This is a genomic window from Acetobacter thailandicus (genome assembly GCF_011516655.1).
GTDB lineage: Bacteria > Pseudomonadota > Alphaproteobacteria > Acetobacterales > Acetobacteraceae > Acetobacter > Acetobacter thailandicus.
On sequence record NZ_WOSV01000005.1, the window covers coordinates 1 to 13,053 of the forward strand.

Consider the following 13,053-nt stretch of genomic DNA (forward strand, 5'->3'; position numbering starts at 1 on the left):
ATCTGGCTCTCAGACAGTAAAAATACATCACTCACAGGCTCATCCTCCATCGGTAAGCCTGTGAATCACAATCTCTCGCTTACTTCAAGAAATTAACAGGTCCTGAGCCTAAAGCATATGAAAAGTCTGTTTGCTTGTATCAGTGGTTTGGTTTTTGGCATCGGGTTGCTGGTTTCCGGTATGGCTGATCCGGCGAATGTAACTGGTTTCCTTGATGTTGCCGGCCGGTGGACACCGCTTCTGGCATACGTAATGGGAGGGGCCGTGGCTGTTACACTGCCAGGCTTCTGGTGGCTGCGTCGTCGGTCTGAGGGCGCGCTGCAATGGCCTGCTCGGTGGCCGCCTGATGTCGCACTGATAGCCGGGTCTGTAATTTTTGGTTTTGGGTGGGGGCTGACAGGTGTGTGCCCAGGGCCTGCCCTGGTGTTACTGGGGCTTGGTGCCCCGCAGGCGGTGTTATTTGTGCTGAGTATTCTTGTCGGGTGGAAGGCAATACAATTACTTTCTGAGCGCAGGCAGTAGTGGCCTGCACTCAAAACGCAATATGCCTTGCTTAATTTCCGGTAATTTTTTCACGCAGGGCACCTAATTGCGCAAGCAGCCCTTCGTGCTCTACTCGAGGATCTTTGACCTGTAAAAATTCTGTAGTGTTAAAATCGTCGCCTCTTTTGCGATTTTGCGGGGGCTCCAGCCTCTCAATGAGCAATGCATTTATAGAATCAGTAATTTCAGTATACGACATGGCAGAGTTACTACCCTGAAGAACCTTGATGATAGCGTCACGCCATGTCATTTCAGCCATTATTTTCATCCATAATAGAAAAAACAGCGGGAAGGTAAGTTATAAAATCTGCGCTCCATATACTCTAAAGTTTCAGGTCGAGCATAACAGGTACATGATCAGAGGGGGATGACCAGTCGCGTGCGTCACGCAGCACGGTCATGCTTTCTAATGCTGGTGTCAGGTCAGGGGTTACCCATATATGGTCGAGCCTGCGTCCGCGGTTAGATTTTTTCCAGTCCCGGTTACGATATGACCACCAAGTGTAAAGTTTTTCGTTTTCAGGCACAAAGTGGCGCAGGGCGTCAGTAAAGCCGCCATTCAGCCATTTATTCAGGCGTTCTGTTTCAGGTGGGGTGTGGCTGACAACATTCTGCAGCTGTTTGTGGCTCCAGACATCATGTTCAAGTGGCGCAATATTCAGGTCGCCTGTGAGGATGCTGCGAGAGGGAGGATGTTGCGCAAACCACGCCGTTACTTCCTCAATAAACGCAAGTTTATGCGCAAATTTAGGGTTTTCCGTTGTGTCAGGTATGTCACCACCGGCCGGAACATAAAAATTATGCAGGGTTACAGGCCCGCCTGGCAACTCAAGTGCGACGACTGCATGTCGGCAGTCCTGCTGGCCATACCAATCAGGCAGGTTTTCCAGCGGCGTTAGCGGCAGACGGGAAAGAACAGCAACGCCATTGTAACTTTTCATGCCTTTATAGTGCAGGTGTGTGTAGCCCATCTCCCGCACAGCAGAGGCGGGAAAGAGCTCGTCAGTCACCTTTGTCTCCTGCAGGCAGATGACATCAGGCGAGAAAGTGCGCGTCAGTGTCTCAATATGAGGCAGGCGCAGGCGGAGGGAGTTGATGTTCCATGTGATAAGTCGCATGTCAGAGCCATTACGCATCCTGTCAGCCAGAGCAAGTAAAATTCTTTAGTGTAAGAACCGGCTGAATGGCTCATATAAGTGTTTTGGCACTTGTTAAGCTTCTCAGCCCGCGCCATGTCATGGAGTATGACGCACTCATCGCCTTTTCAGAAGAATGAGCATAGCGTGCCGCCCGAGGCGCAGGCTGTGCATAACACGCTGTTTACTCTCGATAGTCATATCGACATTCCCTGGCCAGACCAGAATGATGCCTTTGAGAACACAGCTGCCCGCCATGCTGACCTGCCGAAGATGAAGCAGGGTGGTGTTTCGGCCGGTTGTTTTGTTGCATATATTGGCCAGGGGGCCAGGAATGCTGAGGGCCGTGCAAGGGCGCACGAGCAATGCCTGGCCATGCTTGATGTGATCAACCAGATGCAGGGCACGCATAATGGTGTAACAGCGCGTGTATGCTCAACAACCGATGAGATATCAGCAGCTTATGCTGCCGGGGCTATTGCTGTTATTCCTGCTGTTGAAAACGGCTATACGATGGGCGAAGACCCGGAGGCTTTGATACGTTTTCGGGCAAAGGGAGCCCGGTATGTAACGCTTACACATAATGGGCATAACGACCTGGCTGACTCAGCAGTGCATCGCCCCAGCCTGGGAGATAAGCCTGAAAATCATGGCGGCCTCTCTGCTCTCGGGCGCGAGGCGATCAGAGTGATGAATCGTACAGGGCTTGTGGTTGATGTTTCTCATGCGTCTAAAAAAACGATGATGCAGGCGGCCCGTGCTTCCCTGGTGCCGGTTGTTGCGACGCATTCATGCGTGCGTACTTTATGTGATCATCCACGCAACCTGGATGATGAGCAGCTTGATCTGCTGAAAGAAACCGGAGGCGTTATTCAGATTACGGCTATGCCGGCCTTTCTGAAACCTAAAGAGGGAGAAGCCCGTCATTCAGCAGGGGTCTCTGACTTTGTGGATCATATAGATTATGTCGTAAAACGGCTTGGCCCTGAATATGTCGGCATTTCATCAGACTTTGATGGCGGCGGAGCTATTGACGGGTGGAGTAACGCTGCTCAGAGCGCGACGCTGACGGCAGAGCTGCTCAGACGCGGGTACGATCACAGTGAGCTTGCGGCTTTCTGGGGTGGGAATTTTTTACGTGTTCTGAAGAATGCTGAAGAAGTCGCTTCTCAGGTTTAAATATCAGAAAGAATGTGCAGGGCTATAATTTTTATTTTATTTGTCCACATTGCCTCTTGACACAGGTTTTATCAGGTAATCGCCCTGCATTTTCTGTCTGTATTCAGGTTGAATTAAACAAAATCTTTTTATATCAATATGTTAGTATATGTGATTAAAAAGTGAGCAATATGTGAAAGTTGTGAGAAAACTGCGGTTTTCTGAAGATGTGAGCATAGTATACACAAAGTTATCCACACAATCTGTGGATGATTATGCTGAAGGGGTATCTGATGTCATCAGAGGTTTGTTCGCAACCTGCGTCACCTGACAGCGCGGGGGAGCAATCTGCTGCCGCTCTTCGGGGTGTTGAGGTTATCAGAGAGGCACTCAGGACCATGCCCCTCTCGCCAGGCGTGTATCGTATGCTGGGCGCAAAAGGTGAGGTTTTATATGTTGGTAAGGCGCTCGCGCTGAAAAAGCGTGTTGTGTCTTATACGCACACTGCGCGTCTGCCAGAGCGCCTGCGCCGTATGGTCTCTGAAACAGTTGCGATGGAGATTGTGACCACGCACACAGAGGCTGAAGCTTTGCTGCTTGAAGCCAATTATATCAAACGGATGAAGCCCCGTTTTAATATTCTGCTGCGAGACGATAAAAGCTATCCGTGGCTGATGATGACCGGTGATCATACCTTTCCGCAAATTACTAAATACCGGGGTAAAACAGTTAAAGGTGCTGATTTATGGGGGCCGTTTGCTTCTGCCTGGGCCGTAAATCAGACTCTTAACCTGCTCCAGCGGGCTTTTTTGCTCCGCTCATGCTCTGATTCTGATTTTAACAGCCGAACGCGCGCCTGCCTGCTTTATCAGATCAAACGATGCTCCGCTCCCTGTGTTGGTCGTATTGATGAAGGGCATTATGCACAGCTGGTCAGGCAGGCTCGTGACTTCCTGTCCGGGAAGGACGTCACACTGCGTGAGGAGATCAGCTCTCAGATGCTTCAGGCCTCAGATGATATGGATTTTGAGCGGGCTGCTGTGTTGCGTGACCGTGTGCGGGCCCTGGCTCAGATGCAGGATTCTCAGGTCATAAATCCGCATTCCCTGGAGGAAGCGGATGTGATGGGCATCTGGCAGGAGGGTGGGTTAACCTGCATTCAGGTCTTTTTTGTGCGTGGTGGACGCAATAACGGGAGCAGATCGTTCTTTCCCGCGCATGTGCAGGAGCAGAGTGCGGAAGATGTGATGTCAGCTTTTATTGTGCAGTTTTATGAAGATAAACCGCCACCTCGCCAGCTGCTGGTGAGTGTTCTGCCTGAAGAATCGGTATTGCTTGAAGAGGCATTATCTTTGCAAAAAAGCCGCAGGGTTGAAATTCTCAACCCTCAGCGGGGTGAAAAAAAGCAGGTTCTTGATCATGCTGTGACCAACGCACGAGATGCGCTGCGGCGCAAACTGGCAGAAAGTGCAGGTCAGGCCAGGCTGCTCGAAGGCGTTGCGGCTGTTTTTGGTATGGACAGCCCCCCTCAGCGTATCGAAGTATATGATAACAGCCATATTATGGGCTCGCATGCGTATGGTGTGATGATAGTTGGCGGCCCTGAAGGCTTTGACCGGCGGGCCTATCGTAAGTTTCTGATTAAAGGACCAGTCACACCGGGTGATGATTTTGCCATGATGCGTGAGGTTCTCGAACGGCGTTTCGGTCGTGCTTTAAAAGAGGCAGAGGAGGGGGATCGCTCAAACTGGCCTGATCTGCTGCTCATTGATGGGGGTGCAGGGCAATATTCAGCTGTCAGACGGGTGCTTGATGAACTGGGTGTAACAGGCGTAACACTGGCTGGTATTGCTAAGGGGCCAGACAGAGATGCCGGGCGGGAGTGGTTTTATACGCAGGGGCGCCCTGCTTTTCAGCTCGATGTACGTGACCCTGTTTTATACTATCTGCAACGCCTGCGTGATGAGGCGCATCGTTTTGCAATTACAACGCATCGGGCCGGGCGCTCAAAGGCTCTGGTGCGTTCTGAGCTTGATGACGTTCCAGGTATCGGTCCGGGTAGAAAAAAAGCGTTGTTAAATGTATTTGGTTCTGTTCGTGCTGTCAGGCAGGCTGGTATAGCTGAGTTAGAATCGGTGCCCGGTATCAGCAAAGAGGTCGCCAGAGTAGTTTATGGGTATTTTCATCCCGACTGGTTGCCGGCATAAGACGGATGCAAAAATATAGTAAATTTTTAAGAAATGACTGCCGAATACAGAGTATAATGCGTTTCAGCCTGATGAAAAATAGGTTAGTGTCCTGACAATGTTGATCAATCTGCCAAATATTCTGACCCTCTCGCGTATTGTGGTCATTCCTGTGGTTGTGGCTCTTGCCGCCTGGGGTACCCCTCTGACCGATGCCCTGGCCTGCCTGGTCTACATTCTGGCAGGAATAACAGACTATTATGACGGTAAACTGGCACGCTCAATGCAGCAGCTGTCAGATTTTGGACGGATGTTTGACCCTATTGCCGATAAGCTGCTGGTTACGGCGAGCATACTCGTGCTGGCGGGTTATGATCGCTTGCCTTATTATTCTCTCTGGCCTGCAATTGTTATTCTGTGTCGTGAAATTCTTGTTTCCGGCCTGCGGGAGTATCTTGCCGGGAGAGATGCAACTCTGCCGGTTACACAGCTGGCAAAGTGGAAAACAACATTTCAGATGGTTGCTATTGGTTTTTTACTGGCTGGTGACAGCACAGCTGGTTTGCTACATTTGCCATGGGTGCCTGTTTCGCTGATTGGTGCTGTTTTGTTGTGGATTGCGGCAGTTTTAACTTTAATCACCGGGTGGGCTTATTTGATTACCGGCCTGCGCCACGTATCATTATAGTATGAATATTGCCTGCTAAAGGTTGGTTATAATAAAAATTCTGGTATACGGTTTGTGCCATGAAGCAAAGCGTCAGCGTCAGTATAAAATTGATATAGGATAATAACTTTAAATGATGCGAAAAGTGATGCTTCTTGGAGGGTGCCTGATGATTACAGGGTGCTCAGGGTTCGGCAAATTTGTTTCTGATACTGCGACACTGCCGGGCGCTAATCCTAATGCTCCCTTAGGGTCTGATCTGAATATGCGTCGGGTTAAAGGGTATGGTGCATCTGAAGCACCCATTCTCACACAGGGTGGTAACGTCTGGCCTGGTCCTCCATCGCCTATGCCAACGCTTGAGGATGTTGAGAAAGATCGTATTGGCACAGCTCTGGGTGCGACCTCTTCAGCTGATGAGATGTTGCCGGACGGTGGTGAAATCAATCTTGATACATCCAGCAAAGTTGCACCCAGTGCCAAGCTGCCGGATGCTGAGCCGGATGCCGCCAGTAAGTTTGGTGCTAAACGCAGCAATGCCTCCGCCATTCAAATTCCTAATGGTGATGGCACTGTAACCATCATTCGTCCTGATGGCTCAGTGTATACGATCAAAGCTTCAGCTGCTCCGGCTGCAACTCACTGATCATATATGATGGTGAAACTGGCAGAGCAGGAGTTATTATAATGGCAAAGATTAAGGTTTTATACTTTGCGTCTTTGCGCGAGCAGCTTGGGTATGCAGAGGATATCATTGACGTGCCGCAGGCAGGCTTTGATATACAAAGTCTGATTACTCTTCTCGGTGAAAAAAAACCTCAGGTTAAGGCGGTGCTGACCGAAACTCCACGTTTGCGGGCTGCTTTGAATCAGACACTTGTTTCTTTTACAACGGCGGTAAAACCTGGCGACGAAGTTGCTTTTTTTCCTCCTATGACGGGTGGATGAAAAACTGATGCAACATGTCGTGGTACAGGAGGCAGCTTTTGATGTCGGGCATGAATATACCCGACTTGCTGAGTTATCTGATCATGTTGGTGGTGTAAGTATTTTTGTTGGTTGTGTGCGTGACACGGCAGGCGACCTTCAAAGTCTGACACTCGAACATTATCCTGGCATGACAGAAAAAATGCTTCAAAATCTGAGTGCTGAAGCATTTGAGCGTTTTCATCTCGCGGGTTGTACAATTATTCACAGGGTTGGTACGCTGGGTGTAGGTTCCCCGATTGTTTTTGTCGGGGCTGCTGCGGCACACCGGGCTGAAGCCCTTCAGGCAACGGCTTTTTTAATTGATAAGCTGAAAACCGGTGCTCCATTCTGGAAGTGTGAGCAGTTTAAAGACGGTCGTCGTGTCTGGGTTGAGGCTAAAGCTGCGGATGATGAGGCCGCAGCTTTCTGGAGCTGAAAGCTAAAAATTTCTTTTATAATCAGCTTGATAAAACTTTATAGATGGCGTCTGTCAATGTCAGAAGCTCAGCATCGCTGATTGTAAAAGCCGGCGTCAGATAGACAATATTGCGAAAAGGCCTGACCCATACTCCCGCCTGAATAAATTTCGTACGCAGGGCATCGGCATTCTCAATTTTTTCCAGCTCCACCACGCCAATAGCGCCTAATGTTCTTACATCTTTGACACCAGGCAGTGCTCTGCATGGCTCGAGAGCTTCAGTGAGAACTGTATTGATATGATTAACCTGTGCCAGACGAGGCTCCTGCTCAAACAGGTCGAGTGAAGCATTAGCGCAGGCGCAGGCCAGCGGATTGGCCATAAATGTTGGCCCATGCATCAGCGCATGTTCAGGGTTATCTGACAAAAAAGCTTCATAAACATGGCGTTGTGCTATCGTGGCCGCCAGCGGTATTGTCCCGCCCGTCAGTGCTTTTGAGACTGTAACAATATCAGGGACGATATCAGCCTGTTCGCAGGCAAACATAGTGCCTGTGCGGCCAAAACCTGTAAAAATTTCATCTAAAATCAATAAGATATTATGATCATCGGCGGCTTTGCGTATGTGGCGCAAAACATCAGGGCTATGAAACAGCATGCCACCGGCACCCTGCACCAGAGGTTCGGTAATAATGGCCGTTATCTCGTGGGCATGCTGTTCGAGCAGAGATAAAAACCGGGCTGTACTTTTTTCATCGACTGGCAGAGGGGAGATAATATGCTCACTCAGCACTGAGCCATACAGATGGTGCATCCCTTCTTCAGGGTCACAGACCGCCATCGTTGCCAGGGTGTCACCATGATAACCGCCTTTAAAGGCAAGCATTTTCGTGCGGCCGTTCTCACCTTTGTTCAGGCGGTACTGAATGGCCATTTTCATAGCGACTTCAACAGCAACTGACCCTGAATCTGTAAAAAAGACACGCTCAAGGTCACCTGGCAGCATATTGCTCAGCCGGTGTGCAAGCGTCAGGGCCGGTTTGTGTACTGTGCCGCCAAACATAATGTGAGGCATGGTACTGAGCTGTTTTTCAACAGCTTTACGAATATAGGGGTGGTTATATCCGTGGCAGGCTGTCCACCAGGCCGCAACCCCGTCTGTCAGAGTCGAGCCATCAGCCAGAGTAATCGTGCTGCCCTGTGTGCTGTGAGCCGCCAGTGGAGGAGCTGCCGTTTTCATCTGAGAGTATGGCAGCCAGATATGAGGCAGGCCCTGCTCATACCAGTCTGGCTGTGATAGGGTGAGTGGGTCTGGCTGTGAAGGCATCCTGATATTCTTTCTGATTGAAATAGATTGACCGTGGCGCACAGCTCCGGCACCAGATGTGTCATGACGCGGTTTGACTCTCTTTTCCAGCAGGGACTTCAGAAACTGGCAGAGCAGGGGCGCTTGCGTACCCAGCGCAGCCTTGATTCCTCGGGTGATAATTTTATCCGCTCTGACGGCACTGTTCTGGCTGATTTTTCTTCTAATGACTATCTTGGGTTACGCAGGCACCCGCTGTTACTCCAGCGCGCGGCTGAGTGGGGAGCACGTTATGGTGCAGGCTCAGGTGCTTCGCGCCTGGTCAGTGGCACCTGCTCGGGCGCACTCAGGCTTGAGCAACGCCTTGCCACTCTGAAAGGGATGGAGGCCGCCTGTATTTTCTCATCAGGCTGGCAGGCAAATGCTACTCTTGTTCCGGCCCTTGTGCGTCTTTGCGTGACAGCAACAGGGGCGCAGCCTGTCATTCTGGCAGATAAGCTGATTCATGCCAGCCTGTATCAGGGCTGCGCTGCCGCCGGTATCGTGCCGATTCGTTTTCGTCATAATGACCTGAAGCATCTTGCCACACTTTTAGAAAAACATGCCGATGCCGCGGGTATGAAAATTGTGCTGACTGAGAGTGTATTTAGCATGGATGGCGACCGTGCGGACCTTGCCGCGCTCGGAAACGTATGCCGGGCCCATAATGCTTTTTTGTGTGTTGATGAGGCACATGCCACTGGTATTCTTGGCCATAACGGAAAAGGCCTGTCTGACGGGCATGCAGATATGGTTATTGGCACATTCAGCAAAGCACTGGGTACGATGGGAGCTTTTGTCTGCTCGTCGTCGGCTGTGTGCCAGTGGCTGCGGACGAGCGGGTCAGGCTATATTTACTCCACAGCACCATCTCCCATGGTGCTTGGGGCGGCGGATGCGGCTCTTGATCTGCTGACTGAGCCTGAAACTGAAGAGGTAAGATGCAAAGTTGCCGCTCTCTCTGAACGTTTGCGCCAGCATGTTGCCGCAGCAGGCCTGGAGACGGGGCCGTCGTCAACGCAGATTGTCCCTGTTGTAGTGGGACGTGAGCAAACAGCTTTGCGTCTTGCGCAGCTGATGGAAGAAGCGGGGTTTCTGACCGTAGCGATTCGCCCGCCAACGGTGCCGCCCGGCGCCTGCCGCCTGCGGATTGTGATACATGGCAACCATACAGAGCCGCAGATTGATGCACTGGCCCATTGCCTGGTTACAGCATGGAAGAGCATGCAATGAGTATACAGGGTCTCAAACCTGTTTTTGTGCATGGCTGGGCCTGTGGGCCTGAGATATGGGCACCTTTGCAGCAGCAGCTTGGCTGGGACGGAGTTTGTCGTGTTGACCTGGGATATTTTGAACCATCACCGCAAAATGGCAGTGTGAATCCAGCTGAATTTTTGCAGAAAACAGGCGATCAGCCCATACTGGCGACAGGTCATTCACTTGGTTTGCTATGGCTGCTTTCACAGCGTGACTGGCCTGAAGGTAGCCGTTTTGTAGGTATCAATGCTTTTGGGCGCTTTAGCGCGACTGAAGGGTTTGCCGCAGGTGTGTCACCACGTGTTCTCAGCCGTATGCGGGCAGGTCTGACACGTAATGCGTATGACGTGGCAGAAAACTTCAGGGCGCGCTGTGGCCTGCCTGTGCCTGAAGGTATTTCCTGCAATGCTGATGTGCTTGATGAAGGGCTTGCTCTGCTGGCTGAGGGTGATGTGCGTGAGAAGATGCAGTATATTGCCTGTAAAAGAAATTTATTGCTTCTGGCCGGTGGGGTTGACCCGATAGTTCCCCCAGCCATGACACGAAATGCTGTACCCGCTGAAGCGGAAATCGTCTGGCAGTCAGATGGTGGGCATATGCTACCCGTCACACATGTCTCGTTTTGTGCAGACCACATTAAAAATTTTATCAGTAAGGCAGTCTGAATAAAAATGACCGGAATTTCTCGTCAGAATCGTATCTGCCAGAGCTTTAACCATGCTGAGGCCTATGATGAAGCCGCCAGCATGCAGCGCTATGTTGCCCGGCAGCTTTTTGAGCGTATCAAAACAGCTCAGGCACAACATCAGCCAGCCCGGATTCTTGAACTGGGGTGCGGGACCGGGTTTCTGACCACTTTGCTCGCAGCGCACTGGCCTGATGCAGAGATCATCGCGACAGATTTTGCACCGCAAATGGTACAGCGTATGCAGGCGCGCCTTGGGGAGCGGGTTACTGGTCATGTGATGGATGCTGCGGCACCTGATGTCGAAGGGTCTTTTGATATTATCTGCGGCAGTCTGGTGTTTCAGTGGCTGGATAACCCGCAGGCTGTTTTACTGCACCTTGAAAAGATGCTGAAGCCGGGTGGCAGGCTCTTCTTTTCCACGCTGACACAGGGTACTTTTGAAGAGTGGCAGCAGGCCTGTACATCTGAACATTCAGTGGGGACACCTGATTACCCCACTCTGGCAGCGCTGCAGTCATGCAGGCCGGCTTTATGTGCCGGCAGCTGGGAGGGGGCCTGTTATATTCAGCCCTTTAACAGCGCAAGAGCCTTTTTACATCATCTGAGCCAGACCGGTGCCTGCGTTCCTGTTGCGGGTTATAAGCCGTTGCAGCCCGCTGCATTGCGTCAGGCTATGAACCGTTTTGAGGGCGGAGGCTGTGCCATCTCGTGGCATATTGCTTATGGCTGTTTTCAGCGGCCCGTACGTGCCGGTGTGTTTGTAACCGGTACAGATACCGGGGTAGGAAAAACATTTATCTCTGCCTGCCTCGTAAAAGCCTGGTCAGCACTTTACTGGAAACCGCTGCAAAGCGGCCTGGCAGATGAACCAGGTGACACATTGACTGTCACGGAGCTTGCCGGGGCAGATGCCGCCTCCTGCCTGCCTTCTGTCGGGGCATTTCAGGCTTCGTTGTCTCCCGAAGCTGCAGCCCGTGCTGAAGGCGCAGAGATTGACCCTGACAGCCTTGTTCTCCCCCAGGCAGAGAATGATCGTCCACTGGTTGTCGAAGGTGCCGGCGGGCTTATGGTGCCGGTGACAGACAGGCTTATGATCTGTGATCTGATTGTTCGCTGGGCTTTGCCCGTTGTCGTTGTGGCGCGCAGTGGCCTGGGTACACTTAACCACACGTTGCTGACACTTGAGGCCTTAAGAAACCGTGGTGTTGCAATAGCCGGTGTTGTGCTTAACGGGCCACCGGATGAAGATAATTGCCGTGTGATCGAAGAAAAAGGGCGTGTGCGCATTCTGGCACAGGTGCCGCATCAGTCGGTTGTTTCGACTGAAACTGTTGCTGAAGCCTCCAGGAAGTTACCCTCCTGGAGTGATGTGTCTCCCTTCTGAAATCAGGGGAGGCGTATGATCCTGCAGGGGGTTCCGGCTTGTGCCAGTGGTGCCCCCGGGGCGCGCAATAACAGGGCATCGCTTTGGGAGAGGATGCAGAGCTGTGCCGAATCCTGCGAGTCAAAGGGTACTGCAACAGGCAGATCGCTTTCAGGCTTCTTGACCAGTGTGCAGCGAAGAAAATCCTGCCGGTGATCGTTCTGCCTGACGTCAGCCCCCAGAATCGCATTTTCACTTTCAATGTCAGCTGAGACGGGCTGCCCCATAAGGGCGTGCACGGCAGGGGCTACAAAAATAACCGAGCAGACCATAGCCGCAACCGGGTTGCCTGGCAGACCAATGATGGGTGTTCCCTGAATTTGCCCTGACATCAGCGGTTTGCCCGGGCGCATAGCAATCTTCCAGAAGTCGAGGGAGAGACCGTGAGCTTTCAGAGCGTCCTGCACAATGTCATATGTGCCAACACTGGCGCCACCAATGGTAATGAAGAGATCAAAGCGCGTTGTATGCGCCAGAGCAGAAGCCAGAGCTGTATGGTTGTCTCGTGCGATAGGCAGAATAACAGGTTCAGCTCCGACGGTTCTGAGCAGGCCTGACACCATAAAAGCAGCTGAGTTCACAATCGAATCGGGTTGTGTCGGGTCACCTGGCAGGGTGAGTTCATCTCCGGTAGAGAGAATGCCTACGCGCGGGCGCTGTGCAACGCTGAGCCATGTGTAACCAGCGGCTGCTGCCAGGCCGATGTCACGGGCAGTCAGTCGTTTACCGGCACTAAGCAGGGTTTGCCCTTTCTGAAAATCTTTTCCCTGCCTGCGAATAAACTGCTGTTCGTCGCTGCTGGTTTGCAGCGAGATAGATTCGCCTTCACGTATTACATTCTCCTGCAAGATGATTGTGCTTGTCCCGGCAGGTATTTGGCTGCCGGTAAAAACACGAATACAGGTGCCAGGGGCAATGTGTTGCGTGGTGGGGTGGCCTGCTGGTGCTTCACCGGTAACCGTGAGTACTGCGCCCTTTATGGCGTCTTCTGTCCGGGCGGCATACCCATCCATTGCAGAGACCGAAACAGGGGGGTTAGACAGACGGGCGACCACCGGTTCAACCAGGATGCGCCCTGTTGCGTCAGCGAGAGAGACGGTTTCAGGGCCGCAGGGAGAGATTTTTTCGAGAATTCTGGCGCGCGCAACTGCCACATCCAGCATTTTTTTGCTCCTTTTGGCTCTTCTGTGCATATCTATGCAGCAAGAATACTTGACCTTTGGCGTTAGTATGCGCATTTTGCGTCGAATTGAATACTAGCTG

General features: G+C 51.7%; 14 protein-coding genes. 10 read left to right on the forward strand and 4 right to left on the reverse strand.

The features are described from left to right. The first annotated feature begins 117 nt into the window (after positions 1-117). Positions 118-522, forward strand: coding sequence for a DUF6691 family protein (locus tag GOB58_RS07825; protein WP_173559843.1), 405 nt, complete (start codon positions 118-120; stop codon positions 520-522). A 31-nt stretch (positions 523-553) separates the two neighbouring features. Here GOB58_RS07825 and GOB58_RS07830 read toward each other — a convergent pair whose 3' ends face one another. Together GOB58_RS07830 and xth are read right to left on the reverse strand one after the other, a co-directional pair. Next, a complete protein-coding gene (locus tag GOB58_RS07830) occupies positions 554-802 on the reverse strand; it encodes a hypothetical protein (protein ID WP_173559844.1) in 249 nt (82 codons plus the stop codon). 64 nt (positions 803-866) lie between these two features. Next, positions 867-1,661, reverse strand: a complete 795-nt coding sequence (xth, locus tag GOB58_RS07835; protein ID WP_173559845.1) for an exodeoxyribonuclease III — start codon at positions 1,659-1,661, stop codon at positions 867-869. Between the two features lie 126 nt (positions 1,662-1,787). Here xth and GOB58_RS07840 point away from each other — a divergent pair, with 126 nt between their 5' ends. From GOB58_RS07840 to GOB58_RS07865, 6 genes are all read left to right on the forward strand, one after another. Further along, on the forward strand, positions 1,788-2,858 hold the full coding sequence (locus GOB58_RS07840; protein ID WP_173559846.1) for a dipeptidase: 1,071 nt from the start codon (positions 1,788-1,790) through the stop codon (positions 2,856-2,858). Between the two features lie 272 nt (positions 2,859-3,130). Then, positions 3,131-5,044: an excinuclease ABC subunit UvrC gene (gene uvrC / locus GOB58_RS07845; RefSeq protein ID WP_173559847.1), complete on the forward strand. Its 1,914-nt coding sequence runs from the start codon at positions 3,131-3,133 to the stop codon at positions 5,042-5,044. Positions 5,045-5,141: 97 nt separating this feature from the next. Then, positions 5,142-5,711: a CDP-diacylglycerol--glycerol-3-phosphate 3-phosphatidyltransferase gene (pgsA, locus tag GOB58_RS07850; protein ID WP_086554130.1), complete on the forward strand. Its 570-nt coding sequence runs from the start codon at positions 5,142-5,144 to the stop codon at positions 5,709-5,711. Between the two features lie 112 nt (positions 5,712-5,823). After that, a complete protein-coding gene (locus GOB58_RS07855) occupies positions 5,824-6,336 on the forward strand; it encodes a hypothetical protein (protein WP_233133310.1) in 513 nt (170 codons plus the stop codon). Between the two features lie 41 nt (positions 6,337-6,377). Next, positions 6,378-6,638, forward strand: a complete 261-nt coding sequence (moaD, locus tag GOB58_RS07860; protein ID WP_086554230.1) for a molybdopterin converting factor subunit 1 — start codon at positions 6,378-6,380, stop codon at positions 6,636-6,638. A gap of 7 nt (positions 6,639-6,645) precedes the next feature. Further along, complete coding sequence (locus GOB58_RS07865; protein ID WP_407651740.1) at positions 6,646-7,095, forward strand: molybdenum cofactor biosynthesis protein MoaE; 450 nt, start codon at positions 6,646-6,648, stop codon at positions 7,093-7,095. Between the two features lie 22 nt (positions 7,096-7,117). Here GOB58_RS07865 and GOB58_RS07870 read toward each other — a convergent pair whose 3' ends face one another. After that, positions 7,118-8,404: an adenosylmethionine--8-amino-7-oxononanoate transaminase gene (locus tag GOB58_RS07870; RefSeq protein ID WP_173559848.1), complete on the reverse strand. Its 1,287-nt coding sequence runs from the start codon at positions 8,402-8,404 to the stop codon at positions 7,118-7,120. 63 nt (positions 8,405-8,467) lie between these two features. Here GOB58_RS07870 and GOB58_RS07875 point away from each other — a divergent pair, with 63 nt between their 5' ends. From GOB58_RS07875 to bioD, 3 genes are read left to right on the forward strand one after another with little or no spacing between them, the layout of a single operon-like run. After that, positions 8,468-9,655, forward strand: coding sequence for an aminotransferase class I/II-fold pyridoxal phosphate-dependent enzyme (locus tag GOB58_RS07875; protein ID WP_173559849.1), 1,188 nt, complete (start codon positions 8,468-8,470; stop codon positions 9,653-9,655). After that, entirely contained in the window at positions 9,652-10,344 is a 693-nt protein-coding gene (locus GOB58_RS07880; protein ID WP_173559850.1) for an alpha/beta fold hydrolase, read from the forward strand. The genes GOB58_RS07875 and GOB58_RS07880 overlap by 4 nt, the downstream gene beginning before the upstream one ends. 6 nt (positions 10,345-10,350) lie before the next feature. After that, a complete protein-coding gene (gene bioD, locus GOB58_RS07885) occupies positions 10,351-11,751 on the forward strand; it encodes a dethiobiotin synthase (RefSeq protein ID WP_173559851.1) in 1,401 nt (466 codons plus the stop codon). Between the two features lie 2 nt (positions 11,752-11,753). Here the strand turns inward: bioD and GOB58_RS07890 are convergent, their stop codons facing one another. Continuing rightward, the gene (locus GOB58_RS07890) at positions 11,754-13,028 is read right to left on the reverse strand and encodes a molybdopterin molybdotransferase MoeA (RefSeq protein ID WP_173559852.1); all 1,275 of its coding nucleotides are present in this window, start codon (positions 13,026-13,028) and stop codon (positions 11,754-11,756) included. Positions 13,029-13,053 lie beyond the last annotated feature (25 nt).